This is a genomic window from Aureimonas sp. Leaf454 (assembly GCF_001424685.1).
Taxonomy (GTDB): Bacteria; Pseudomonadota; Alphaproteobacteria; order Rhizobiales; family Rhizobiaceae; genus Plantimonas.
This window is the reverse complement of the sequence record NZ_LMQT01000001.1, coordinates 941,776-967,789: the sequence shown is the minus strand read 5'-3', so window position 1 is coordinate 967,789 and position 26,014 is coordinate 941,776. Positions and strand designations below refer to the sequence as shown.

The following is a 26,014-nucleotide window of genomic DNA, read 5'->3' as shown; positions in this document are numbered from 1 at the left end:
AGATGCATCCAAGCATGTCCACCGTCACGTGCCCGTCCGAACATCGATTCAAACAGCGATCCCTGCGTCAGCTACGGCTGGTGAACGCCAACTGGATGGCCAGGTAGGCGAAGGCTGCCGCGAAGCCGCGCTGCATCCAGCGCCGCACGGTTGCGCTTGCCAGAACATGGGATCGTACGGCGGCGGCGAAGAGTCCGTAGGCTGCGAAGATGATGAACGTCGCGGCCATGAACACGAGGCTGAGCTTCATCATCCGGACGATCGGAGCGGGATCGTCGCTGGCAACGAATTGCGGCAAGAAAGCCAGAAAGAAGATGGAGAGCTTGGGATTGAGAACGTTCAGGAGGATGGCTCTTCCGACGAGATCTCTCGGTGACGGCTCGGACCTCTCCGTTGTGAGGTCCAAGGCATCTCGGGCCCGCAGCATCGATCCTGCCATGAAAAGAAGGTAAGCGACGCCCGCGAGTTTGAGGGCCTGAAAGGCCGTGTCGCTCGCTTGGAACAAAGTGGCGAGGCCGCTGACGGCGGCAACGATGTGCGGAACGATTCCGAGCGTGCATCCAAAGGCGGCGAGGACGCTGGCCTTAACGCCTCCGGACAGGCCCGCAGCCAGGGTGTACAGCGCGCCGGTTCCCGGCGAGGCGACGACGACGAGCGTCATCAGAAGAAATTCCGAGGTCACGCTGCGCCTCGATCCGCCCAATGCACCGTCGGCCAGAGGGTGGATACGGCCTCCTGGACCGCAGCCTTCAAGGCGATCATATCGGCGTCGGCATCGGTATGAAGCGCTTCGGCGACGATCAGTGCGTTCGATGTCACGGGACCGACGGCCGAAGCCGCGCTCTGCCGGTTCGTCCAACGCCTCGAGTGCGCACGCCCCTCTCCATCGGCGAAGATGATCTCGCCGGGCTCCGGCGTTTCCATCGCGCCGCTGAACGCATGGTAACGCTCGTCGCCCTGCGCGGGCTTCACCATCAGCCCACCCTCGATCCTGTCGGTGTCGAACACCGCGATGGGGATGGCGAACGCGACCGAGATGGCGTTGCAGATGTCGATGAGTGGGTGAAGCGAGGGCAATTCGCCGTCCTTCCGAAGCCTGCGTAGAAGAGCTTCGGCCGCGCACCGATACTGCGTCGGCTTCAAGCCCATGGCCGAGAAGGCGCGGCGCCACGCCTGGATCTCGGGCCAGTCGCCTTCGCTTTGTCGTGACAGGCGGTCGCGGGCGCGGTCGATGTGAAGGCGCGAGAAGGGGGAGGCATCGACGTCGCTTGTGAGGCCGCCGATCCGAAGGGTGCTGCAGACGAGGTTCGGGAAGGCGGCACGGACCACATGGGAATGCTCGAAGGACATTGTCATTTCAAAAACCTAGGAGAGATCGGTCCATCTATCCTGGAGAAGCCCGAAGTTCCGGTCTTGAACGAAATTGCGCTGGGATCGCGCAAAGCGGCCGGCGTCAGCGGCCCGCGCGAGCGTAGGTGGCTGGTGTCATGCCGTAACTACGGGCGAAAAGGCGTGTCAGATGGCTCTGGTCGGCAAAGCCTGCTTCGGCCGAAGCCTGTGCAGGTGACAGACCCTGCCGGAGCAGGCGGCGTGCGGCTTGCAGTCGGCGTTGCATCGCATAGGCATGCGGCGTCATGCCGGTCTCGGCCGAGAAGGCGCGGATCAGGCGGAACGGTCCCATGCCCGCGATCGACGCGAGGCGATCGAGCCTGTGTCGAGCGAAGGGATCGTCATCGATCGCCTGCCGCGCGCGACGAAAGCCGTGCGACGCACCGCCGTTCCTTTCCAGCCTCGCACCTTGCAAGGCGGAGCGTTCGAGGAGGAGCATCAACTGCTCGGTGCCAAAATCCTCCCGCGAGCCGCGGTCGTTCGACAAAGAGTGGAACAGTCGGAGAAACATCCTCGCGAGGGCGGGGTCGGTGCGAACCGGATGTTCGAGTTGGAGGTCGGAGGTGCGTCCTTCGCTGAGGTCGAGAGCGATCCGCGCCACCGTGTCGGGATCGATATAGAGCATCGCCCAGGTGCGGGCTTCGCCGTCGATGGGGGCGCCATCGTGGACCTCTCCAGGATTGACCGTGATGACGTCTCCGCAAATGGCCTCGACGGGGCCTCGCCCACTCGCGGAGCGTTGGGCTCCCGTGAGGATCACCCCAATGCCGAACTGATCGTGAAAATGCCGTGCGAAGGTTCGTGTCGTCGACGCCAGGACGGCTTCGATACCGACCTCGACGACAGGAAAAACACGAGAGCAGTTCTGAAGGTCGATCGACATGGACGTCGAACATAGCATCTTTCGACGGGTCTACCTTCTTCTGAACGCTCTCAACGTCCGTCGGAAGCGGGTCGGCTCAATCGGTCGTGACCGCTTGCGACCTCGCGTCCATCACACATTCACCCCCACCAGCCGCAGGGTCCCGATGACGAAGCCGTCGTCGATCGCGAACGTCACCGCGATCTCGACCGCGAGCACCACGAGGACGCTCGTCCAGAGGGGAGCGCGCCGGGCGAGGAGGGCGCCGGCCAGAGCGAAGACCGTGTCGCCGAGGGAGTTGAGGATGCTGTCGCCCTCGTAGTGCGGCGCGTTCACGCTGCCGGAGAAGAGGCCGATGATGACGGGCGTGTTCTCCGCGACCTCCCAGATGGAATGGCCGAGGATCACGCAAAGGAGGAGGGCCCCGAGCGACCAGCGGGGGCGCATCCAGGCGACGAAGGCGGCGAGCGCCATGCCGAAGACGACGTGGAGGAGCGAGTACCAGTCGGCGAACTGCTGGGAGTTCTCCAGGGGGTCGAGGCCGGATTGCCAGAGGCGGACGACCCCGCAGGGGCAGGTGGGGTCGCGTCCCATGACGAGGAGAAGCGCGGCCATGGCGGCGACCATGCCGAGCGCCGCGAGGCACCGGCGGCCGGGACGCAAGGGGAAGGGGCTCGTGCGGTCGGCCGGATGGGGCTTCAGGACATCGGACATTTCGCGGGGTGGAACGCCACGACCGCGCTTTGGTTGCTGCAAGCCTCATGCCGCAGTCGCTTCCCGCCGTCCGGCCTGATATCGAAAGGCCCGATGGCCCGTTTCGCCCTGATCTGTCCTCCCTTTCCCAGCCATGTCCGCGTATTCGAGGCCTTGGCCGGACGGCTGGCGGCGCGCGGCCATACCTGCGTGTTCGTGGCGAATGCCGGACTGGAGCGTCTCGTCGTGGGCGGCTGGCCGGTCCGGACCGTCGGGCCGGTCGACGGGCTCGACCTCGAGGACCTCCTGCGCCGAGCCGCCCGGCCGACCGGGCCGCTCGGAATCCTGCGAACCGTCTCCGACACCGCCGCCCTCACCGATGCGCTCTGCCGCGACGGACCCGCGATCCTCCGCGCGGAAGCCTTCGACGCGGTGATCGGCGACGAGATGGAGCCGGCCGCCGGCCTGATGGCGAAAGGCCTCGGCCTTCCCTTCGTCTCGCTCGCCGCCGCGCTTCCCGTCGAGACCGCGCCCGGCATGCCGCCACCCTATCTCGGCTGGCCCTACGATCCCTCGCGCAAGGGCCTGAAGCGCAATCGGGGCGGGGCGCGGATCGCCTGGCTTCTTCTCACCGAGCAGCGGCGGACGCTCCGGCGCTGGTCGGACGCGTTCGGCCTGTCGCCGCGTTCGACGCTCGCCGATTGCCTGTCGTCCGTTCTGCGGCTGTCGCAGACGGTCGCAAGCTTCGATTTCCCGCGTCCCGCCTCGCCGATCTTCCATGCCGTCGGCCCGATTCGCGCCGGGCCGGCCGCCGGCGACCCGCTCCTGCCCTTCACGCCCGACCCCGGCCGGCCGCTGGTCTTCGCCTCGCTCGGAACCATGCAGGGCCATCGCCTCGGCCTCCTGCGCGCCTTCGCCAAGGGCTGCCGGCGTGCCGGCGTCTCGCTCGTCGTCGCGCATTGCGGAGGGCTCTCGCCGGAGGAGGCGGCCGGCCTCGATGCCGACCACGTGTTCGACACCCTGCCGCAGGCGGCCGTTCTGGCGCGAGCCTCCGTCTGCATCACCCATGGCGGCATGAACACGGTGATGGACGCGCTCGCGGCGGGTGTCCCGATGCTCGCGGTGCCGATCGCCTTCGACCAGCCGGGCGTCGCCGCGCGGATCGTCCACCACGGGGTCGGGCTGCGCGCCTCCCGCGTCCTCTTGTCTCCCCGGCGCGTCGCCTCTTCCCTCGAGGCCCTGCTTCACGCATCTGCGTACCGGGAACGAGCGGCCGCCATCGGCCGGGACATCGCGGCATCGGGCGGAGCGGACTTGGCGGCGGACCTCATCGAAGCGATACTCGCGGACACGGCCTCGGCCCGGCGGACGACCGTCCTTGCCTGAGCGCCGGAGTCGAGACGACGAAGCGGGGGCCGGCCATGGCGCCTGAGCGCTTCGACCTCGTGCTGGCCGGCGGCGGGCTCGCCAACGGGCTCGTCGCGCATCGGCTCGCGATGCTGCGGCCCGAGATCGGCGTCCTCGTCCTCGAAGCGGGCGAAGCGCCCGGCGGCAACCACACCTGGAGCTTCCACGACGGGGACCTCTCGCCGGACGAGACGGCCTGGCTCGAACCCTTCGTGGTGCATCGCTGGAACGACTACGACGTCCGGTTTCCCCGCCGCTCGCGCCGCATCGGCACGGGCTATGCCTCGGTCACCTCGGAGCGCTTCGCGCGCGTGCTCCAGGCCGGACGTCCCGGCCTCGTGCGGTGCCGGACGCGGGTCGCGGCGCTTGCGCCGGACGGCGTCGTCCTGGAGGACGGGACGCGGATCGCGGCCGGTGCGGTCCTCGACGCGCGGGGGCCGGGGCCGAGCGCCCGGCTGCTGCTCGGTTACCAGAAGTTCCTCGGCCGCGAACTCCTGCTGTCCGAGCCGCACGGTCTCGTCGCGCCGACCGTGATGGACGCGACGGTCGCGCAGGACGACGGCTATCGCTTCGTCTACACGCTGCCCCTCGACGCGCGGCGCCTCCTCGTGGAGGACACCTATTATGCCGACGGACCGGGGCTCGACCCGGCGGGCCTTCGCCGGCGCATCGACGCCTATGTCGCGGCCCGGGGCTGGCGCGCGCAGACGGTCCTGCGCGAGGAGGAGGGCATCCTGCCGATCGCGCTCGGCGGCGACATCGAGGGGTTCTGGGCGGATCGGCGCGGCTTGCCCGCCGCCGGTCTCGCGGCCGCGCTCTTCCATCCGACGACGGGCTATTCGCTGCCCGATGCCGTGCGGCTCGCCGATGTCGTGGCGGGACTGGCGGATCTCTCCGCGCCCGCCCTCTTCGCCGCCACGCGCGATCATTCCCACCGCCTCTGGCGCGAGCGCCGGTTCTTTCGCCTGCTCAACCGCATGCTGTTTCTCGCGGGCGCCTCCGAACGGCGCTACGAGATCCTCCAGCACTTTCACCGCTTGCCGGACGACGTGATCGCCCGATTCTATGCCGCACGCCTGTCCTTCGGGGACAAGGCGCGCATCCTGGCGGGAAAGCCGCCGGTTCCCGTCGGCCGGGCGCTGCGCGCTCTCGCCTTTCCCCGTAGCCTCGCGCCTGAGGATGCCGCCTGATGCTGGACAGACCCACAAAAGCCGTCGAAACCGGCACCGCGCCGCGAAGCGCCGTCGTGATCGGCGCCGGCTTCGGCGGTCTTGCCCTCGCCATCCGCCTCCAGACGGCCGGCATCGCGACGGTTCTCCTGGAGAAGCGCGACAAGCCGGGCGGCCGGGCCTATGTCTACGAGGACCAGGGTTTCACGTTCGATGCGGGTCCGACCGTCATCACCGATCCGTCCGCGCTCGAGGAGCTCTGGACGAATGCCGGCCGGCGCATGTCGGATCATGTCGAGCTCCTGCCGGTCAGTCCCTTCTACCGGCTGGCCTGGGAGGACGGCGACACGTTCGACTACGTCAACGATCAGGACGGGCTCGACCGACAGATCGCTTCCCGCAATCCCCGCGACGTCGAGGGTTACCGGCGCTTCCTCGCCTATTCCAAGGCGGTCTTCGAGGAAGGATACCTGAAGCTCGGCGCCGTGCCGTTCCTCCACTTCCGCGACATGATCAAGGCGGGGCCGGCGCTCGCCAAGCTCGAAGCCTGGCGCAGCGTCTATTCCAAGGTCGCGGGCTTCATCGAGGACGAGCATCTCCGGCAGGCCTTCTCGTTCCACTCGCTTCTCGTCGGCGGCAATCCGTTCGCGACCTCCTCCATCTACGCGCTCATCCATGCGCTGGAGCGGCAATGGGGCGTCTGGTTCCCGCGCGGGGGTACCGGCGCGCTGGTGCGCGGCATGGCCCAGCTCTTCGCCGATCTCGGCGGCACGATCGAGCTGAACGCGGAGGTCGATCGGATCGAAACCTCGCAGGGGCGCGCGACGGGCGTGACCCTGCGCGACGGCCGGCATTTTCCCGCCGACCTCGTCGCCTCCAACGGCGACGTCGTCCACACCTACGATCATCTCCTGCGCGGCACGAAGCGTGGCATAGCGGCTGCCAAGAGCCTGAAGAAGCGCAAGTTCTCCATGTCGCTCTTCGTCATCTACTTCGGACTGAAGAGGCACCGGCCCGACATCGCCCATCACACGGTCTGCTTCGGCTCGCGCTACCGCGATCTCATCGCCGAGATCTTCAACGGGGCGACGCTGCCGCACGACTTCTCGCTCTACCTCCACAACCCCTGCGTCACCGATCCCTCGCTCGCACCGGAGGGCGCGGGCAGCTTCTACGTGCTGGCGCCCGTGCCCCATCTCGGCAAGGCGGGCATCGACTGGGAGACCGAAGGTCCGAAATATCGCGACCGCATCCTCGACTATCTGGAGGAGCGCTACATTCCGGGCCTGAAGGCCGATCTGGTGACGACCCGCATCTTCACGCCGAACGACTTCCGCGACGAACTGAACGCCCATGTCGGCTCGGCCTTCTCCCTCGACCCGGTGCTGACGCAAAGCGCCTGGTTCCGGCCGCACAATCGCGACGACGCGATCCCCAATCTCTACTTCGTCGGCGCGGGCACCCATCCCGGCGCCGGCGTTCCCGGCGTCGTCGGCTCGGCCAAGGCGACGGCGGGGCTGATGATCGCGGATGCCGCGCGTGTCTGAGGCGACCCTGCCGGGGGGAGGGAAGGCCCCGGCCGACCTCGGCCGCACCGCCGAGGCGACGATCGCCCGGGGCTCCAAGAGCTTCGCCGCCGCGGCGCGTCTCTTCGATCCCGGCACGCGGCAAGGCGCCATCATGCTCTATGCCTGGTGCCGGCACTGCGACGACGTCGTGGACGACCAGGAGCTCGGTCACCGGACCGGGCTCGCCGACGCCACGGCGCCGATCGACCGGGTCGCCATGCTGGAGGATCGCACGCGCCGCGCCTTCGCGGGCGAGGCGATGGCGGAGCCCGCCTTCCAGGCGCTGCAGCAGGTGGCGTCGCGCCACGACGTTCCGCTCGCGCTGGCGCTGGAGCATCTCGACGGCTTCCGGATGGACGCCGAGGCGCGCCGCTACGAGCGCTTCGAGGAGGTTCTGGACTATTGCCACCATGTCGCCGGCGTCGTCGGCGTGATGATGGCGCGGGTGATGGGCGCGAGGGACGCGGCGACGCTGGTGCGCGCGGCCGATCTCGGGCTTGCCTTCCAACTCACCAACATCGCCAGAGACATCGTTCCGGACGCGGCGGTGGGGCGGGTCTATCTCCCGGCCGATTGGCTCGCGGAGGCCGGCCTGCCCCGCGACGAAATCGCAAATCCTGACAACCGCGAACGGGTCGCCTCGCTCGCGCGCCGGCTCGTCGCGGCGGCCGAGCCCTATTACGCCTCGGCCCGCATCGGCATCGACGCGCTCCCGCGCCGCTCCGCCTGGGCCGTCGCGACCGCTCTCGGCGTCTATCGCGAGATCGGCCTCAGGGTGGTCGCGGCGGGGCCGAGGGCCTGGGACGGCCGGGTCTCGACCTCGCGGTCGGACAAGCTCGGGCATGTCGCGACGGGCGCGGTCACGGCGTTCGGGCCCCGGCGCCGGGCTTCGTCGAGGCGGGATGAGCGGCTGTGGACGCATGCGCTCCCGGCATCGTCGGTCGAACCGTAGCCGGGATAGACACCTTCCTCCCACCAGCCGTGGCGGCCGATCCGACGCCAGCCCGGCTTGGTGTGCGCCGGCGGCCGCGCGTCCCCGCCGGCGAACGCCGCGATCCCGGCGTGGACGGATCGCGTGCCCCCGAGCCCTCGTCCGAGAGCCCTTGCCCAAGAGCCCTCGCCCGAGAGCGCGCGCCGGTCAGCGCGCGCCGATCTCCTGTCCGATGGGCTTCTCGTCTTCGAGGTCGGCGATCAGCGGCAGGCGATCGGCGAAGATCGCATCGACGACCAGCTGCAGCCGGCTGCCCCGACCGAACAGGTCCTCCAGGGCGGCGCCCGCCGCCTCCAGGTGCCGTTCCATCCGTCGCCGGGCCGAAGCGACGCCCACCATCCGCACGATGGTCGACTTGCCCTCGTCCTTGCCGATGTCCTTGCCGATGAGAAGGGGATCGGAGGCGCCGTCGAGCAGGTCGTCGAGGAGCTGGAACGCATGGCCGAGCTCTCGGGCGAAGTGGCGCAGGGTCGCGCGCGCCGTCTCGTCGGCACCCGCCGTCACCGCGCCGATCTCCACCGCGGCGGAGAAGAGGACGCCGGTCTTCAGGCCGTTGGCAGCGGCGATCTCGGCGACGGGCCGGGCCGTCCGCCCACGCCGGAGGTCTTCGAACTGGCCGCCGACGAGACCCGCGACGCCGACCGCGTGCGACAGGATCGCCACGCAGTCCGAGCGTGCCTCGGCCGAGATCTCGTCGAGATTCGCGACGACCTGATAGGCGCCGGCCAAAGCGGCGATGGAAACGAGGACGGCGAGATCCTCGCCGTGACGCACGTGGATGGCGGGACGGCCGCGGCGCAGCGCCGCATCGTCCATGCAGGGAAGATCGTCGAGAACAAGGGATGCCGCATGCACCATTTCCACCGCGCAGCCCGCGTCGATCGCCGGCGCCGTCCGTCCGCCGAGATCTTCGGCGGCGATCACCGTCATCAGGGGGCGCAGGCGCTTGCCCGGCGCCAGAAGGCTGTCGGCGAAGGCTTCGCCCAGCGCGTCGTGTCCCGGCAGCACGGCCGGGATCAGCGCCGCCAGACGCTCGTCGATCCGCTCACGATAGGCGTCGAGACGTCCCGGAGCATGTCCCGAGGCGCGGAGAAGGGGCGTGCCGAAGGACCTCGACCCGTCATCGTCAGTGTTACGCCCTGCCATCCCATCCCCGAGCCGTGTCATCCCTTGATCCTAGCACGCTCCTGACCAAGTCCGGCTAGGCAGGGCAGCGTATGTTTTAGCGCGCTGCGACGAAAGGACCGCATGAAGAGGCCGCCTTTGGCAGAGAATGCCGACGATCCCGTTCCTGCGATCGGCGCCCGCAAGGGCGATCATCTCGATATCGTGCTCGCGCCGCGACTGGCGGCCCCGCGCGCGGACAGCGGTTTCGATGCCGTCCGATTCGAGCACCAGGCTTTGCCCGAGCTCGATTTCGACGCGATCGATCTCGGCACGTCGTTTCTCGGGCGCCGTCTGCGGGCGCCGCTGCTCATCAGTTCGATGACCGGCGGACCCGCGCGATCCGCAGGCATCAACCAGCGTCTGGCGGAGGCGGCGCAGGCGCTGGGGATCGCGTTCGCCGTCGGCTCGCAGCGAATCGCGATCGAGGGCCGGGGCGACGGCGGTCTCGATGCGAGCCTGCGCCGGCTGGCCCCCGACATCCCGATCCTGGCCAATCTCGGCGCCGCCCAGTTCGTCCTCGGCTACGGCATCGACGAGGCCCGGCGGGCCGTCGAGATGATCGAGGCGGATGCGCTGATCATCCATCTCAACCCCTTGCAGGAGGCCGTGCAGGCCGGCGGCGACCGCAACTGGACGGGGGCGCTCGCCGCGATCGGTGTCCTCGCCCGGTCCTTGCCGGTTCCGATCGTGGTGAAGGAGGTCGGAGCCGGCCTGTCCGGCGCCGTGGCCCGGCGGCTCGCCGAGGTCGGCGTCGGCATCCTCGACGTGGCCGGCGCGGGCGGCACGAGCTGGGCGGCGGTCGAGGCCGAGCGGGCCGAGACGCCCGCACGGCGCGACACGGCGCTCCTCTTCGCAGACTGGGGCATTCCGACCGCGCGCGCGATCGCATCGGTCCGCTCCGCCTGCCCGCAGGCCGTCGTCATCGGCTCCGGCGGGATCCGCAACGGGCTCGACGCGGCCCGTGCGATTCGGCTGGGCGCCGATCTGGTCGGGCAGGCCGCCGCGGGGCTCGGCCCGGCCGAGGCTTCGGTGGCCGCGATCGTATCGCATTTCGGGACCGTCGAGACCGAACTCCGGATCGCCTGCTTCTGCACCGGCTCGAAGGATCTGGCCGCGCTGCGGACCGCGCGGCTCCTCGATGCGGACTGAGAACGCGCGAAAGCCCGCGTCGTCCGGTCAGGCGGGCCCGGCGCCGGGTTCGACCGTGCTCGCGGGATAGAGGCGGTCGAGCAGGGGCAGGAAGCTTGCGCCGCGCTGGCTGAGAAAGGTCTTGAAGGCCTCCTCGACGGGCGAGCTGGCGCGGTCGGTGCGCGAGACGGTGAACCATTGCTTGCGGATCGGCATGTCCGCGACGTCGAGAATGGCGAGCCGTCCCATCTCGACCTCGAAGGCGACGGTGTGGGCGGAGATGAAGGCGATGCCCAATCCCGCCATGACGGCCTGCTTGATCGTCTCGTTGGAGTTCATCTCGACCGTGTCGCGGTCGAGCGCGTCGGGCACGCTGGCGAAGAAGGACTCCAGCGCCTTGCGCGTGCCCGAGCCGGGCTCGCGGATGATCATCGTCTCCGCGAGAAGTCGCGCCTTCTCGATATCGCGTTCCCGCGCGAGGACGTGATCGGGCGCGGCGATCATCACGAGGGGATGATCGCCGAAGGCCGTCGCGTTGACGGGAAAATCCCGCGGCGGACGGCCCATCAGCGTGAGATCGAGGTGGTAGGAGCGAAGGCCGTCGATGATGTCCGAACGATTGCCGACGACGAGCTTGATCTCGATGTCGGGATGCTCGCGGCGGAACGCAGCGATGAGGCTGGGTGCGAAATACTTCGCCGTCGAGACGACCCCGAGCCGCATCGAGCCGTGGCGCAGGCCCTTGATGGCGTCGATCTCGTCGCCGAGGCTTCGCAAGATCGTCTCGATCGCGTTCGCGGCCCGCAGGACGGCATGTCCCGCTTCGCGCAGGTGCATGCCGTCGCTGGTGCGATCGAAGAGCATCAGGCCGAACTCTTCCTCCAACTGCTTGATTTGTAAGGTAACGGCCGGGGCGGTCAGCGCCAGGGTCCGAGCGGCCGCGGCAATCGTGCCATGCCGGTCGATGGCTTGGACGGAGCGGAGTTGGCGAAGCGTGAGGGTGCGCATTCCTTACACTTAATTAAACTGATCGAAGAGGTAAAGAGATTAAATTTTACTAAGCGCGTCGCGCTCTGCATAGTCGCACTGTATCGGGGACATGGGGTCGCAGAACCCCAGGAACCGACAGGGAGAAACGCATGGCATCGTCACTCGACGCCCATCTCGGATCTGAGGCCGGGACCGACCCGCTCCGCCGCAAGGTCGCGGACGCCATCCGGCATCTTGCCGCCGCATCCGTCAAGGTCCGCAACACGATCATCCAGGGCTCGTCCTCCGACAATCTCGGCGCCAGCCGCGACGTCGGCAATGGCGGCGGCGACATCCAGAAGGAACTCGACGTCCTCGCCGATCGCGTCTTCCTCGACGCGGCCAAGGCCTCGGACATGGCCTTCTACGGCTCCGAGGAGCAGGACGAAGCCGTCGCGCTGAAGGCCGACGGAGCGCTCGCCATCGCCATCGACCCGCTCGACGGGTCCTCGAACATCGAAACCAACGTCTCGATCGGGACGATCTTCTCCATCCTGCCGGTGACCGACGCCCATCGCGCCGATCCCGACAGCGTCTTCCGGCAGCCGGGCTCGCGTCAGTTGGCGGCCGGCTTCTTCATCTACGGCCCGCAGCTTCTCCTCGTCCTCAGCCTCGGCAACGGAACGCACGTCTTCACCTTCTCGCCCGGCTTCGGCGGCTTCGTGGAATTCCGGCCTTCCGTCGCCATCGCCGAGAAGGCGCATGAATTCGCGATCAACGCCTCGAACTACCGTCACTGGGACGAGGCGATCCGCCTCTACATCGACGATTGTCTCGCCGGGACCGACGGTCCGCGGGAGCGGGACTTCAACATGCGCTGGATCGCCTCCATGGTCGCGGACTGCTACCGCATCCTCATCCGCGGCGGCATCTTCCTTTACCCCGGCGATGGACGGAAGGGCTACCACCAGGGCCGCCTTCGCCTCCTCTACGAGGCCAACCCGATCGCCTTCTGCGTCGAGAACGCAGGCGGGGCCGCCACGGACGGCGTCACGCGCATCCTCGACATCGTGCCGGAGACCCTCCACCAGCGCACGCCGCTCGTGTTCGGCTCCGCCCGGGAGGTCGCCCGCGTCACCCGGTACATGACCGATCCGTCCGCGATCGGCGACCGCTCGCCGCTCTTTGGAAAAAGAAGCCTGTTCAGGGCCTGAACGTTCGACTGGAGGAACTGCCGATGTCCGCCAAGCATCCCATCATCGCGATCACGGGTTCGTCCGGTGCCGGGACCACGTCGGTGAAGCGGATCTTCGAGCAGATCTTCCGGCGCGAGCGCGTGGACGCCGTCTTCATCGAAGGCGACGCGTTCCACCGCTACGATCGTCAGGCGATGAAGGACAAGATCGCGCAAGAGGACGCCGCGGGGAACAAGCACTTCTCGCATTTCAGCCCCGAGGCGAATGTCCTGGACAAGCTCGAGGAGGTCTTCGCGGACTACGGCCGGAAGGGCCGCGGCGAGACGCGCCATTACATCCACGATGCGGACGAGGCCAAGATCTACGGTGCCGATCCCGGCACCTTCAGCAACTGGCAGGCCTTCCAGCCGGAGAGCGATCTTCTCTTCTACGAAGGTCTCCACGGATGCGTGAAGACCGACACGGTCGACCTCGCCCAGCACGTGGACCTCAAGATCGGCGTCGTCCCGGTCATCAATCTCGAATGGATCCAGAAGATCCACCGGGACAAGGCGACGCGTGGCTACTCCACCGAGGCGGTGATGGACGTCATCCTCCGGCGCATGCCGGACTACGTGAAGTACATCTGTCCCCAATTCGCCCTGACGAACATCAACTTCCAACGCGTGCCGATCGTCGACACCTCCGACCCGTTCATCGCACGCTGGATCCCGACACCCGACGAGTCGATGCTCGTCATCCGCTTCGCGATCCCGCGGGGTATAGACTTTCCCTATCTTCTCTCGATGATCCCGAACTCGTTCATGTCGAGAGCGAACTCCATCGTGGTCCCGGGCAACAAGCTCGACCTGGCCATGCAACTCATCCTGACGCCGCTGATCCTGCAGCTCATCGAGCGCAAGCGCCGCGCGTCCTGATCTTCGAAGGCTGAAATGTCCAACGTTCTCTCCACCCCCAAGCCCGCCGACGGCACGGTCGACCGCAATCCCCGCGACATGGCGAACGCGATCCGCGCATTGGCCATGGATGCGGTTCAGAAGGCCAATTCCGGCCATCCCGGCATGCCGATGGGCATGGCCGACGTCGCGACCGTGCTCTTCCGCGACTTCGTGAAGATCGACCCGGCCAATCCCTCCTGGCCCGACCGCGACCGGTTCGTGCTCTCGGCCGGCCACGGCTCGATGCTGCTCTACGCGATCCACCATCTCGTCGGGTATTCCGACATGGGCATCGACCAGCTGAAGTCCTTCCGCCAGATCGGCGCCAAGACCGCCGGCCATCCCGAATACGGCCACGCGCTCGGCATCGAGACGACGACCGGTCCGCTCGGCCAGGGCATCGCCACCGCCGTCGGCATGGCGATCGCCGAACGCCTCGCCCAGTCCCGCTTCGGCGACGACATCGTCGACCACTACACCTATGTCATCGCCGGCGACGGTTGCCTGCAGGAGGGCATCAGCCACGAGGCGATCGATCTCGCCGGGCACCTGAAGCTGAACAAGCTGATCGTCCTTTGGGACGACAACGAGATCTCGATCGACGGTCGCACCTCGCTTTCGACCTCGATGGACCAGCTGAAGCGCTTCGAGGCCGCCGGCTGGACGACGGTCGCGATCGACGGCCATGACGACGACGCGATCCACGCCGCCATCGCCAAGGCCCGCCAGTCCGACAAGCCGGCGCTGATCGCCTGCCGGACCGTCATCGGCTACGGCTCCCCGAAGGTGCGCGGCACCGAGAAGGCGCACGGCGCGCCGCTCGGCGACGAGGAGATCGCGGTCGCCCGCAAGGAGCTGATCTGGGAGTCGGAACCCTTCGTCCTGCCGGACGCGGTCGTGAAGGGCTGGCGCACGGTCGGCGAGAAGGGTGCCAAGGCGCGCGCGGACTGGGAAGAGCGCCTCGCCGCCTCCAACCGCAAGGCCGAGTTCGAGAGCGCCAACGCCACGACCCTGCCAGCCGATTTTGCCGAGATCATGTCTGCCTTCCGCGAGAAGCTGTCGGTCGAGCAGCCGAAGATCGCGACCCGCAAGTCCTCCGAGGCGACGCTCCAGGTCATCAACGACGCGACCGACGTGACGATCGGCGGATCGGCCGACCTCACGCATTCCGTCTTCACCCTCACCAAGGGCATGACGAGCGTGAAGCCCGGCGACTTCTCGGGCCGCTACCTCCATTACGGCATCCGCGAGCACGGCATGGCCGCGGCCATGAACGGCATCGCGCTGCATGGCGGGTTCATCCCCTATGGCGGCACGTTCATGGTCTTTTCCGACTATGCCCGCGGCGCCATGCGCCTCTCCGCCCTCATGGGCATCCGCGTCATCTACGTCATGACGCATGATTCGATCGGGCTCGGCGAGGACGGTCCGACGCACCAGCCGATAGAGCATCTCGCCATGCTCCGCGCGACGCCGAACATGCTCGTCTTCCGCCCCGCCGACGCGATCGAGACCGCCGAGGCCTGGGAGATCGCGATGACCGAGACGGGTCGTCCGTCCGTCCTCTCGCTGTCGCGCCAGAACCTGCCGGTCGTGCGGGCCGGCGACGTCGCCGAGAACCGGTCGCGGAAGGGCGCCTACGTCCTTCGCGAGGCGGAAGGCGGCGAGCGCCAGGTCACGATCCTGGCGACGGGCTCGGAGATCGAGATCGCGCTGGCCGGCGCGGAAAAGCTGAAAGCGGCAGGAATTCGGGCCGCCGTCGTCTCCATGCCCTGCTGGGAGCTCTTCGAGGAGCAGGACGCGGCCTACCGTGCCTCGGTGCTCGGTACCGCGCCGCGCATCGCGGTGGAAGCCGCCGCGCGCTTTGGCTGGGATCGCTGGATCGGCGAGAGCGGCCGCTTCATCGGCATGACCTCGTTCGGCGCCTCCGGCCCCGCGCCCAAGCTCTACGAGATGTTCGGCATCACCGCCGAGGCGATCTTCTCGAACGCCAAGGAGTTGGTCGGTTGAGCGGCGCGCTTCGTCCCATCGCCGGCGTCGACGTCGCGGGCAAGACGGTCCTCATCCGGGCCGACGTGAACGTGCCGATGAAGGACGGCAAGGTCACCGACGCGACGCGCCTGGAGCGCTTCGCGCCGACCGTCGCCGACCTCGCCGATCGCGGCGCGCGGGTCGTGATCCTCAGCCATCTCGGCCGCCCCAAGGGCGAGGTCAACCGCGCCTATTCCCTGCGGCCCGTCGCGGAGGTCCTGGCGGGGATCCTGAAGCGTCCGGTGCGCTTTGCCGACGACTGCGTCGGTCCGGCGGCCGAGACGGTCGCGGGGGACCTCGCGGACGGCGAGATCGCCGTCTTCGAGAATGTCCGCTTCCATCCGGGCGAGGAGGCGAACGACCGCAACTTCGCGCTGCGGCTGTCGGTGGTCGGCGATCTCTACGTCAACGACGCCTTCTCCTGCGCCCACCGGGCGCATGCCTCGACCTACCAGCTGGCGACGATCCTGCCGGCCTATGCCGGCCCGTCCCTGATGGCCGAGGTCGGGGCGCTGGAGGCGGCGCTCACCGCGCCCAAGCGCCCGGTCGCCGCGCTCGTCGGCGGCGCGAAGGTCTCCTCGAAGATCGGCGTCCTGGAATTCCTCGTGCCGAAGATGGATCACCTCGTGATCGGCGGCGGCATGGCGAACACGTTCCTCGCCGCGCAGGGCCACGACGTCGGCAAGTCGCTCTACGAGCCGGACGCGCTGGAAACGGCGAAGAAGGTCATGGCCATGGCCGAGGAGGCCGGTTGCACGCTGCACCTGCCGGTCGACCTCGTCGTCGCCCGCGAGTTCAAGGCGAATGCCGCGAACGAGACGGTCGGCGTCGATGCGATCCCCGCGGACGCCATGGCGCTCGACGTCGGGCCGAAGACGGTCGCGGCCATCACGCAGGCGCTTCAATCCTGCCGGACGCTCCTGTGGAACGGACCGCTCGGCGCCTTCGAGATCCCGCCCTTCGATGCCGCGACCAACGCGGTGGCGCTGGCCGCGGCGAGCCTCACCAAGGCCGGCTCGCTCGTGACGGTGGCGGGCGGCGGCGACACGGTGGCGGCGCTCAACGCATCGGGCGCGGCCGACGACTTCACCTATCTCTCGACGGCCGGTGGCGCCTTCCTCGAATGGCTGGAGGGGCGCGAGCTCCCCGGCATCGAGATCCTGAAGGCGGCACCGGCGTCGCCGGAGCAACACGCCTCATAAGAGGCACCCAGACCTGGAGGAACTCGAGCGCATGGCCAAGATCACACTCAGACAGCTTCTCGACCATGCGGCCGAGCATGATTACGGCGTCCCCGCCTTCAACATCAACAACATGGAGCAGGGGCTCGCCATCATGGCCGCCGCGTCGAAATGCGACGCGCCGGTCATCCTCCAGGCCTCGCGGGGCGCGCGGTCCTATGCCCACGACATCATGCTCTCGAAGATGATGGACGCGCTGGTCGAGATGTATCCGGGGATCCCCGTCTGCATCCACCAGGACCACGGCAACGACGAGGCCACCTGCATGACGGCCATCCGTCACGGCTTCACCTCCGTGATGATGGACGGCTCCCTGAAGGCGGACGCCAAGACGCCCGCCGACTACGACTACAACGTGGACATCACCGAGCGCGTCACGCGCATGGCCCATTGGGTCGGCGCCTCCGTGGAGGGCGAACTCGGTGTCCTCGGCTCGCTGGAGACGGGGCAGGGCGAGGCCGAGGACGGTCACGGGGCGGAGGGCGTGCTCAGCCACGACCAGCTTCTGACCGATCCCGATCAGGCCGTCGACTTCGTCGCGCGCACCGGCGTCGACGCGCTCGCCATCGCCATGGGCACCTCGCACGGCGCCTACAAGTTCACCCGCCAGCCCGATGGCGACATCCTGGCGATGGGGGTCATCGAGGAGATCCACCGAAAGCTGCCGAACACGCATCTCGTGATGCACGGCTCGTCCTCGGTGCCGCAGGCCTTGCAGGACATCATCAACAAATACGGCGGCCAGATGCCCCAGACCTGGGGCGTTCCGGTCGAGGAGATCGTGCGCGGCATCCGCCACGGCGTGCGCAAGGTGAACATCGACACCGACTGCCGCATGGCGATGACCGGACAGTTCCGGCGCATCGCGCAGGAGAAGCCGCAGGAGTTCGATCCGCGCAAGTTCCTGCAGCCCGCGCTGGATGCCCTGCGCGATCTCTGCATCGACCGCAACGAGCGGTTCGGAACGGCCGGACAGGCCTCGAAGATCAAGGTCCTGTCGCTCGACGACATGGCCAAGCGCTATCAGCGCGGCGAGCTCAGCCCGGCCGTGACGATGCAGGAGGCGGCCGAATAGGCGCCTTGCACCCCTGACCTCAGAGCGGCCCTTTCCGAAGGACAGGGCCGCTCACCCCAAGCCTTCCGCCATCGGCCTTTTCCCCCGGAAATGCCGCAACGAAGACCTGCGTCGAAAATTTGGAAGCCCGACGTACAAAGCGAGGAAACGACCATGTCCAGCACCCTCCAGGAGAAGTCCCAGACCGTCACCGGCAAGGACCGCTACAAGTCCGGCGTCATGGAATACAAGAAGATGGGCTACTGGGAGCCCGACTACGAGCCGAAGGACACCGACGTCATCGCCTGCTTCCGCATCACGCCGCAGGACGGCGTCGATCCGATCGAAGCGGCGGCGGCGGTGGCCGGCGAGAGCTCGACCGCGACCTGGACGGTCGTCTGGACGGATCGTCTGACGGCGGCCGAGAAGTACCGCGCCAAGGCCTACCGGGTGGATCCCGTGCCGAACGGCGAGGGGAGCTACTTCGCCTATATCGCCTATGATCTCGATCTTTTCGAGAACGGCTCGATCGCCAATCTCACGGCCTCGATCATCGGCAACGTCTTCGGCTTCAAGCCGCTCAAGGCCCTGCGCCTCGAGGACATGCGCCTGCCGACGGCCTATGTGAAGACCTTCATGGGTCCGGCGACCGGCATCGTCGTCGAGCGCGAGCGCCTCGACAAGTTCGGCCGCCCGCTGCTCGGCGCGACGGTGAAGCCCAAGCTCGGCCTGTCCGGCCGCAATTACGGCCGCGTCGTCTACGAGGCGCTGAAGGGCGGCCTCGACTTCACCAAGGACGACGAGAACATCAACTCCCAGGCGTTCATGGATTGGCGCGAGCGCTTCCTCTACTGCATGGAGGCGGTCAACAAGGCGCAGGCCGCGACCGGCGAGATCAAGGGCACCTATCTCAACGTCACCGCCGCGACGATGGAGGACATGTACGAGCGCGCGGAATTCGCCCGCGACCTCGGCTCGACGATCATCATGATCGACCTCGTCATCGGCTGGACGGCGATGCAGTCCATGGCGAAATGGGCGCGCAAGAACAACATGATCCTGCACCTCCACCGCGCCGGACACTCCACCTACACGCGCCAGAAGATCCACGGCGTGTCGTTCCGCTGCATCGCCAAGTGGTCCCGGCTCGCCGGCGTCGACCACATCCATGCCGGTACCGTCGTCGGCAAGCTCGAAGGCGATCCCGCGACGACGAAGGGCTATTACGACATCTGCCGCGACGAGTTCACGCCGCAGAACCTCCAGAACGGCATCTTCTTCGACCAGCCCTGGGCGTCGCTCAACAAGATGATGCCCGTGGCCTCGGGCGGCATCCATTGCGGGCAGATGCACCAGCTTCTCGACCTCCTGGGCGAGGACACGGTCCTGCAGTTCGGCGGCGGCACGATCGGCCATCCCATGGGTATCGCGGCCGGCGCCACGGCCAACCGTGTCGCGCTGGAATGCATGGTGCTCGCCCGCAACGAGGGCCGGGACATCGTCAACGAGGGACCCGAGATCCTGGCGAACGCGGCGAAGAGCTGCGCCCCGCTCCGCCAGGCGCTGGATACGTGGAAGGACGTGACCTTCAACTACGCCTCCACCGACGCGCCCGACTACCAGACCACGGCGACCGCCGCCTGATCAGACCCGTGGCCCTGACCTTCGACACGTCGAAGGTCGTATGGCGGGGCGCTTCATCGCCCCGTCTCGTCGATCTCAAGACGCCCCTCGCGGGCCCTTCGAACCTTCAGGAGACATCCCATGCGCATCACCCAAGGCGCCTTCTCGTTCCTGCCCGATCTGACCGACACGCAGATCGCGGCCCAGGTCCAGTACTGCATCGACAACGGCTGGGCCGTGAACATCGAGTATACCGACGACCCCCATCCCCGGAACACCTATTGGGACATGTGGGGCCACCCGATGTTCGACGTTCCGGACGCGGCCGGCGTGATGATGGAGCTCGGCGAATGCCGCAAGGTCTACGGCAACCGCTACATCCGCGTCTCCGCCTTCGATTCCACCCATGGCTGGGAATCGGTGAAGCTGTCCTTCCTCGTCAACCGCCCCGCCGAGGAGCCGGGCTTCCGCCTGAAGCGCAGCGAGGACAAGGGCCGCAACATCAAGTACTCGACCGAGGGCTACTCGCTCGATCGTCCCGAGGGCGAGCGCTACGCCTGAGGTGACCTTGGGACAGCGGCGGCGCGAGGCGTCCCCTCTGTCCTGCCGGACATCTCCTCCTCAAGGGGGGAGATCGGCCGCTTTGGCCTCAACGTGACTGATCTCCCCCCTTCGAGGGGGAGATGCCGGCAGGCAGAGGGGGGGCACCTCGCTCCGACCTCATCGAATCCGAGGATCCCATGAGCACCACTGAAACCGTCGAACGTCCCGCCACCGTCGACCTCCAGCGCGAATACGAGGAGGCCGGCGTCGGCGAGGTGCTGGACGAGTTGGACCGGACGCTGGTCGGGCTGAAGCCCGTGAAGAAGCGGATCAAGGAAACGGCCGCGCTGCTGCTCGTGGAGCGGGCGCGCAAGTCCATGGGGCTCGCCCACGACACGCCGACGCTGCACATGAGCTTCACCGGCAATCCCGGCACCGGCAAGACGACGGTCGCCTTGAAGATGGCCGACCTCCTGCACCGGCTCGGCTACATCCGCAAAGGCCATCTCGTCTCCGTCACGCGCGACGACCTCGTCGGCCAGTATATCGGCCACACCGCGCCCAAGACGAAGGAGATCCTGAAGAAGGCGATGGGCGGCGTCCTTTTCATCGACGAGGCCTATTATCTCTACCGTCCCGACAACGAGCGCGACTACGGGCAGGAGGCGATCGAGATCCTGCTGCAGGTCATGGAGAACAAGCGCGACGATCTCGTCGTCATCCTCGCCGGCTATGCCGACCGGATGGACAAGTTCTTCGAAAGCAATCCGGGCTTCCGGTCGCGCGTCGCGCACCACATCGACTTCCCCGACTATTCCGACGGAGAACTCCTGCAGATCTCGCTCGGCATGCTGGAGCGGCAGAACTACCGCCTGAGCGAGGCGGCGCGCGCCGTGCTCGAGAGCTACATCGGGCATCGCCGCACCCAGCCGCATTTCGCCAATGCGCGTTCCATCCGCAACGCGCTGGACCGGGCGCGTCTGCGCCAGGCGAACCGGCTCTTCGAAGGCGGGCTCGGCCCACTCGATGCCGACGCCTTGTCCACCATCGAGGCGAGCGACATTGCCGCGAGCCGCGTCTTCAGCCAAGCAGGCGGAACGACAGATCCGGAGATGCCCGCATGACGACCGATCTCATCATCGCCCCGTCCATTCTCTCGGCGGATTTCTCCCGCCTCGGCCAGGAGGTCGGCGACGTCGATGCGGCCGGCGCGGATTGGATCCATCTCGACGTCATGGACGGTCATTTCGTGCCGAACATCACCTTCGGCCCGCCGATCATCAAGGCGATCCGCAAGGCGTCGGCCAAGGTCTTCGATTGCCATCTGATGATCGAGCCCTGCGACAATTTCCTGGAAGCCTTCGCCGATGCCGGCTGCGACATCATCACGGTCCACGCCGAGGCGACCAAGCATCTCGACCGTTCGCTCCAGGCCATCCGCTCGCTCGGAAAGAAGGCCGGCGTCTCGCTCAATCCGTCGACGCCGGAAAGCGTCATCGAATACGTGCTCGATCGGCTCGACCTCGTGCTGCTGATGACGGTCAATCCCGGGTTCGGCGGGCAGGCCTTCATCCCCTCCGTGGTCGAGAAGGTCGCGCGGGTGAAGCGGATGATCGGCGACCGGCCGATCCACATCGAAATCGACGGGGGCGTGACACCCGAGACCGCGCCGCTCGTCGTGGCGGCGGGCGCGAACGTTCTCGTTGCGGGCTCGGCGGTCTTCAAGGGCGGAACGCCGGCCGACTATGCCCGCAACATGACCGCCATCCGCCACAGCGTCGAGGCCGCGGCGGCCCGCGCGGCCTGAACCGTCTTCTTCGCCGATCGAGCCGTGAACGGGGCGGCGCCGAGGGTTCGGCGCCGCCCCTTTTCCGTCACGACGGATCCCTCAACCGTAGGTGCCGGTGCGGGGATAGGCCTGCTGCAGCCGGTCGTTGAGAGCGCGGGCGGGGGAGGGCGCCGGTCCCCGGCGCTGTTCGGGCTCGATCGTGAACTGCCCCAGCAGGGTGTTGAGGGCGTCGGCTTCGCTCGCCATCTCGTTGGCCGCCGAGGTCGCTTCCTCGACCATGGCCGCGTTCTGCTGCGTGCCCTGGTCGAGCGTCCCGATCGCGATGCTGATCTCGTTGAGGCCAACCGACTGGCTGCGGGCCGAGGCCACCATTCTCGTGACGTGATTGTCGATCTCCGCGACCTTGGAAATGATGTCGTCGAGGGCGCGACCCGTGGCGCCGACGAGTTCGACGCCACCCTTCACCTGGTTGGAGGAGGCCGAGATCAGGGTCTTGATCTCCTTGGCGGCTTCGGCCGAGCGCTGGGCGAGGCCACGCACCTCCTGCGCGACGACGGCGAAGCCGCGTCCGGCCTCGCCGGCCCGCGCCGCCTCGACACCGGCGTTCAGGGCCAGGAGGTTCGTCTGGAAGGCGATCTCGTCGATGACGCCGATGATCCGGCCGATCTTGTCGGATGAACCTTCGATCTCCCCCATGGCTTCGATCGCCTTGGAGACGACGATGCCGGAGCGTTCGGCCTCGCCCTTGGTGCGGGCGACGAGCTGGCCGATGTCATCGGCCCCTTGCGCGGCCTCCCGGACCGAGCCCGTCAGTTCGGCGAGAGCGGCGGAGCTCTGCTCGAGCGCTGCGGCCTGCTCGGCCGTCCGGTGCGAGAGATGGTCGGCTTCCTTGCGGATCTGGTCCGCGTTGGAGAGAATGCCGTTCGCCTTGTGGGAAACCGCCCGCATGGCGGCCTGGAGCGTTTCCAGGGAGGTGTTGAAGCTCTGCCGCGTGTTCTCGAAGGCCGGGATGAACGTCTGGTCGATGCGCCGCGTGAGGTTGCCGCCGGCCAGTTCCGTCAGGCCCTCGCTGAGGACGCGGACCGCCGTGACGCGCGATGTGACGTCGGTCGCGAACTTGACCACCCGGCTGACCCGCTTCTCGTCGTCGAAGATCGGGTTGTAGGAGGCCTGGATGAAGACCTCCTTGCCGCCCTTGCCGATGCGCTTGAACTCGTCGGCCTGGAATTCGCCGCGGCGCAGCTTCTGCCAGAAGTCCTCGTAGGCCGAGGACTGGGAGGTGGCGGCATCGACGAAGATGCGATGATGACGGCCGACGATCTCGTCGACTCGATAGCCGAGGGCGCCGAGAAAGTTCTCGTTCGCCGTGAGGATATTGCCTTCGGGCGTGAACTCGATGACCGCCTGGGCCCGGGAAATGGCCGCGATCTTGCCGGCATCGGCCATCGCGCTCACGGTTTCCGCGGTGATGTCCGAGGCGACCTTGACGACCTTGTAGACCTTGCCGCCCTTCGTCTTGACCGGGTTGTAGGAACCCTGGATGTAGATCTCGCGGTTGCCCTTGGCGAAGCGCTTGAACGCGCGGGAGACGAACTGGCCCTCGCCGAGCTGCCGCCAGAACTCGGCATATTCGGCGGAGCGTGCCATCTCGTCGCCGACGAACAGGCGGTGATGCTGTCCCACGATCTCCGACGCGGCATAGCCGAGGGTGCGGCAGAAGTTTTCGTTCGCCTTGAGGACGATCCCCTTCAGGTCGAATTCGATGACGGCGAGAGACCGATCGAGGGCCGCCATGATATCCGACGCACTTGAACCCTGGAAAAGCATTTCCGTCTTCCCGTCAATCGCTCTGTTTAGAGGTGTTCTGCAGAGACCGATACTGATCAATTTAGCGGCAATTCCTCAAGGTTTCGTGAAGACTAAAAAACCTACTAATAAGTATCATATAGTTCATACTGTGTCTGACAAAATTTCTTCGGCATATATATTATGATAAACTTACAATCGAAGCGTTCGAGCCTGGAGAGCCCGACGGCGTGAAGCGACGAGTGGCCGGCCCGGAGCCGTCGCGAACAAGCCAGGGCGTGTCTCGATTGGATCGACTGCGGCCGCCCGGATGCGCATGATGGGGCAACGTGTCATCGAGGTTCCGCCATGCCCGCGACTGCCCATCCGCAGAAACTCGCCTCGAACGATCCGCTGCTGCAGCCCTTCCAGCTGCGTCATCTCACGCTGAAGAACCGGATCATCTCAACGGCGCACGAGCCGTCCTATTCCGAGGACGGCATGCCGAAGGACCGGTACCGCCTTTATCACGTGGAAAAGGCGAAGGGCGGGATCGCGATGACGATGACGGCGGGCTCGGCGATCGTCTCGCCGGATTCGCCGCCGGCCTTCGGAAATCTCCATGCCTACAAGGACGAGATCGTCCCCCACATGAAGCGCCTCGCCGACGAGTGCCACGAGGAGGGCTGCGCGGTGATGATCCAGATCACCCATCTCGGGCGGCGCACGGGCGCCAATCAGGGCGACTGGCTGCCGGTCGTCTCCGCTTCCGCCATCCGGGAGCCGGCGCATCGCTCCTTTCCGAAGGCGGCCGAGGACTGGGATCTCGAACGCATCGCGGCCGATTACGGCGCGGCCGCCGCGCGCATGAAGGCGGCCGGGCTGGATGGCGTCGAGATCGAGGCCTATGCCCATCTTCTCGACAGCTTCTGGTCGCCTGCGACGAACCGGCGCGAGGACGAGCACGGCGGTTCGCTCGACAATCGCATGCGCTTCACCTGGATGATCGTCGACGCCGTGCGCAAGGCCGTCGGTCCGGACTTCATCGTCGGCACGCGCATGGTGGTGGACGAGGCCTGGGACATCGGCCTGTCCCGCCAAGAGGGCGTCGAGATCGCGCGGCGGCTGGTCGGCTCCGGCCAGATCGACTTCCTCAACGTGATCCGCGGTCATCTCGACCACGACAAGGACCTTGTCGACGTCATTCCCATCCAGGGCATGCCCGCCTCGCCGCATCTCGACTTCGCGGGCGAGATCCGGGCGGCGACGCGCTATCCCGTGTTTCACGCCGCGCGCATCGCCGATGTCGCGACCGCCCGCCATGCGATCGCGGAGGGCAAGCTCGACATGGTCGGCATGACCCGCGCCCATATCGCCGACCCGCATATCGTGAGGAAGATCATCGCCGGACGCGAGCAGGAGATCCGTCCCTGCGTCGGCGCGACCTACTGCCTCGACCGCATCTACGAGGGCGGCGGCGCGCTGTGCATCCACAATGCCGCGACGGGCCGCGAAGCGACGATGCCGCACGTTCTCGGCCGGGCGCCGGTGGCAAAGCGGGTCATCGTCGTGGGCGCCGGGCCGGCGGGGCTGGAGGCCGCGCGCGTGTCGGCCGAACGCGGCCACCGCGTCACGGTCTTCGAGGCGAGCGGGTCGGCCGGCGGGCAGATCGGTCTCGCCGCGCGCCTGCCCAGGCGCCGGGAACTCCAGGGCATCGTCGACTGGCGCCTGTCCGAACTCGAGCGGCTCGGCGTCGAGATCCGCTACAACGTCTACGCGGAAGGAGCCGACGTGCTCGCCGAAGCGCCGGACATGGTCTTCGTCGCGACCGGTGGCCTGCCGCAGAACCCGGAGCTTTCCGAGGGCGAGGATCTCGTCGTCTCGAGCTGGGACATCCTGTCGGGCGCGGTGAAGCCGGAGGGGCCGGTGCTCCTCTACGACGACCATGGCGGGCACCAGGGCATGTCCGCGGCCGAGATGATCGCGCGGTCGGGCGTCGCGCTGGAGGTGGTGTCGCCCGAGCGCAACTTCGCGCCCGAGATCGGCGGCATGAACCACGTGCCCTATCAGAAAGCGCTCGCCGAGACGGCGACGCGCGTCACCATCGCGACGCGCCTCACCGGCGTCCGTCGACGGGGCAACGGGCTCGTCGCCATGCTGGCGTCTGCCTGGGCTCCTGGTGCGATCGAGGAGCGCGAGGTGCGGCAGGTCGTGGTCGAGCACGGCACCGCGGCGATGGACGAGCTCTACTTCGCGTTGAAGCCGCAGTCGAAGAACCTCGGAGCGGTCGACTACGAGGCGCTTCTCGCCCAACGCTGGCCGCTTCCGGACCGAAACGCCGCCGGCGGGTTTCACCTCGTTCGGCTCGGCGATGCCGTGTCGTCGCGCAACATCCACGCGGCGATCTACGACGGGTTGCGCTACGCGATGCTGGTTTAGGTCGGTCCGGGCGAGGCGCGATGTCGGTTCGG

General features: G+C 67.5%; 22 protein-coding genes. 15 read left to right on the top strand and 7 right to left on the bottom strand.

What is annotated here, in order from left to right; translation table 11 throughout:
• Positions 1-67 precede the first annotated feature (67 nt).
• The 4 genes from ASG43_RS04340 to ASG43_RS04325 all read right to left on the bottom strand — a co-directional run bounded on the left by ASG43_RS04340 (position 68) and on the right by ASG43_RS04325 (position 3,007).
• Positions 68-682, bottom strand: a complete 615-nt coding sequence (locus tag ASG43_RS04340; protein WP_056500559.1) for a LysE family translocator — start codon at positions 680-682, stop codon at positions 68-70.
• The gene (locus ASG43_RS04335; protein WP_156386417.1) at positions 679-1,356 is read right to left on the bottom strand and encodes a phenylalanine--tRNA ligase beta subunit-related protein; all 678 of its coding nucleotides are present in this window, start codon (positions 1,354-1,356) and stop codon (positions 679-681) included. Before ASG43_RS04335 ends, ASG43_RS04340 begins: the two co-directional genes overlap by 4 nt.
• A gap of 97 nt (positions 1,357-1,453) precedes the next feature.
• Entirely contained in the window at positions 1,454-2,272 is an 819-nt protein-coding gene (locus tag ASG43_RS04330; protein WP_056500555.1) for an AraC family transcriptional regulator, read from the bottom strand.
• A 111-nt stretch (positions 2,273-2,383) separates the two neighbouring features.
• On the bottom strand, positions 2,384-3,007 hold the full coding sequence (locus ASG43_RS04325; RefSeq protein WP_156386415.1) for a DUF2585 family protein: 624 nt from the start codon (positions 3,005-3,007) through the stop codon (positions 2,384-2,386).
• 51 nt (positions 3,008-3,058) lie between these two features.
• Here ASG43_RS04325 and ASG43_RS04320 point away from each other — a divergent pair, with 51 nt between their 5' ends.
• From ASG43_RS04320 to ASG43_RS04305, 4 genes are read left to right on the top strand one after another with little or no spacing between them, the layout of a single operon-like run.
• Complete coding sequence (locus ASG43_RS04320) at positions 3,059-4,330, top strand: glycosyltransferase (protein ID WP_056500549.1); 1,272 nt, start codon at positions 3,059-3,061, stop codon at positions 4,328-4,330.
• Between the two features lie 35 nt (positions 4,331-4,365).
• Positions 4,366-5,541: a lycopene beta-cyclase CrtY gene (crtY, locus tag ASG43_RS04315; protein ID WP_056500547.1), complete on the top strand. Its 1,176-nt coding sequence runs from the start codon at positions 4,366-4,368 to the stop codon at positions 5,539-5,541.
• On the top strand, positions 5,541-7,067 hold the full coding sequence (locus ASG43_RS04310) for a phytoene desaturase (RefSeq protein WP_056500546.1): 1,527 nt from the start codon (positions 5,541-5,543) through the stop codon (positions 7,065-7,067). The genes crtY and ASG43_RS04310 overlap by 1 nt, the downstream gene beginning before the upstream one ends.
• On the top strand, positions 7,060-8,040 hold the full coding sequence (locus tag ASG43_RS04305; RefSeq protein ID WP_244487960.1) for a phytoene/squalene synthase family protein: 981 nt from the start codon (positions 7,060-7,062) through the stop codon (positions 8,038-8,040). Before ASG43_RS04310 ends, ASG43_RS04305 begins: the two co-directional genes overlap by 8 nt.
• A gap of 186 nt (positions 8,041-8,226) precedes the next feature.
• Here the strand turns inward: ASG43_RS04305 and ASG43_RS04300 are convergent, their stop codons facing one another.
• Complete coding sequence (locus tag ASG43_RS04300) at positions 8,227-9,225, bottom strand: polyprenyl synthetase family protein (RefSeq protein WP_082490588.1); 999 nt, start codon at positions 9,223-9,225, stop codon at positions 8,227-8,229.
• Between the two features lie 102 nt (positions 9,226-9,327).
• Between ASG43_RS04300 and fni the strand changes: the two genes are divergently transcribed.
• On the top strand, positions 9,328-10,395 hold the full coding sequence (fni, locus tag ASG43_RS04295; RefSeq protein WP_056500543.1) for a type 2 isopentenyl-diphosphate Delta-isomerase: 1,068 nt from the start codon (positions 9,328-9,330) through the stop codon (positions 10,393-10,395).
• A 27-nt stretch (positions 10,396-10,422) separates the two neighbouring features.
• On the opposite strand, the gene ASG43_RS04290 is transcribed toward fni, so the two are convergent.
• Entirely contained in the window at positions 10,423-11,382 is a 960-nt protein-coding gene (locus ASG43_RS04290; protein WP_056500540.1) for a LysR family transcriptional regulator, read from the bottom strand.
• 131 nt (positions 11,383-11,513) lie between these two features.
• On the opposite strand from ASG43_RS04290, the gene ASG43_RS04285 reads away from it, so the two are divergent.
• The 9 genes from ASG43_RS04285 (at position 11,514) to rpe (ending at position 21,776) form a co-directional block, all read left to right on the top strand.
• A complete protein-coding gene (locus tag ASG43_RS04285; RefSeq protein WP_056500537.1) occupies positions 11,514-12,557 on the top strand; it encodes a class 1 fructose-bisphosphatase in 1,044 nt (347 codons plus the stop codon).
• 23 nt (positions 12,558-12,580) lie between these two features.
• Entirely contained in the window at positions 12,581-13,456 is an 876-nt protein-coding gene (locus tag ASG43_RS04280) for a phosphoribulokinase (protein ID WP_056500530.1), read from the top strand.
• Positions 13,457-13,471: 15 nt separating this feature from the next.
• The gene (gene tkt, locus ASG43_RS04275) at positions 13,472-15,487 is read left to right on the top strand and encodes a transketolase (protein WP_056500528.1); all 2,016 of its coding nucleotides are present in this window, start codon (positions 13,472-13,474) and stop codon (positions 15,485-15,487) included.
• Positions 15,484-16,710 (top strand): phosphoglycerate kinase, encoded by a 1,227-nt coding sequence (locus ASG43_RS04270; protein WP_056500527.1) that lies wholly within the window; start codon positions 15,484-15,486, stop codon positions 16,708-16,710. Before tkt ends, ASG43_RS04270 begins: the two co-directional genes overlap by 4 nt.
• Positions 16,711-16,741: 31 nt before the next feature.
• Positions 16,742-17,824, top strand: coding sequence for a class II fructose-bisphosphate aldolase (gene fba / locus ASG43_RS04265; protein ID WP_056500524.1), 1,083 nt, complete (start codon positions 16,742-16,744; stop codon positions 17,822-17,824).
• A 153-nt stretch (positions 17,825-17,977) separates the two neighbouring features.
• Positions 17,978-19,447, top strand: a complete 1,470-nt coding sequence (locus ASG43_RS04260) for a form I ribulose bisphosphate carboxylase large subunit (RefSeq protein ID WP_056500521.1) — start codon at positions 17,978-17,980, stop codon at positions 19,445-19,447.
• Positions 19,448-19,567: 120 nt separating this feature from the next.
• Positions 19,568-19,987, top strand: a complete 420-nt coding sequence (locus tag ASG43_RS04255) for a ribulose bisphosphate carboxylase small subunit (RefSeq protein WP_056500518.1) — start codon at positions 19,568-19,570, stop codon at positions 19,985-19,987.
• A gap of 179 nt (positions 19,988-20,166) precedes the next feature.
• Positions 20,167-21,093: a CbbX protein gene (gene cbbX / locus ASG43_RS04250; protein WP_056500515.1), complete on the top strand. Its 927-nt coding sequence runs from the start codon at positions 20,167-20,169 to the stop codon at positions 21,091-21,093.
• Positions 21,090-21,776, top strand: coding sequence for a ribulose-phosphate 3-epimerase (gene rpe / locus ASG43_RS04245; RefSeq protein ID WP_056500512.1), 687 nt, complete (start codon positions 21,090-21,092; stop codon positions 21,774-21,776). Before cbbX ends, rpe begins: the two co-directional genes overlap by 4 nt.
• A gap of 81 nt (positions 21,777-21,857) precedes the next feature.
• On the opposite strand, the gene ASG43_RS04240 is transcribed toward rpe, so the two are convergent.
• Positions 21,858-23,552, bottom strand: a complete 1,695-nt coding sequence (locus ASG43_RS04240) for a PAS domain-containing methyl-accepting chemotaxis protein (protein WP_244487959.1) — start codon at positions 23,550-23,552, stop codon at positions 21,858-21,860.
• Positions 23,553-23,912: 360 nt separating this feature from the next.
• Between ASG43_RS04240 and ASG43_RS04235 the strand changes: the two genes are divergently transcribed.
• Positions 23,913-25,982, top strand: a complete 2,070-nt coding sequence (locus ASG43_RS04235; RefSeq protein WP_056500506.1) for an NADH:flavin oxidoreductase — start codon at positions 23,913-23,915, stop codon at positions 25,980-25,982.
• Positions 25,983-26,014 lie beyond the last annotated feature (32 nt).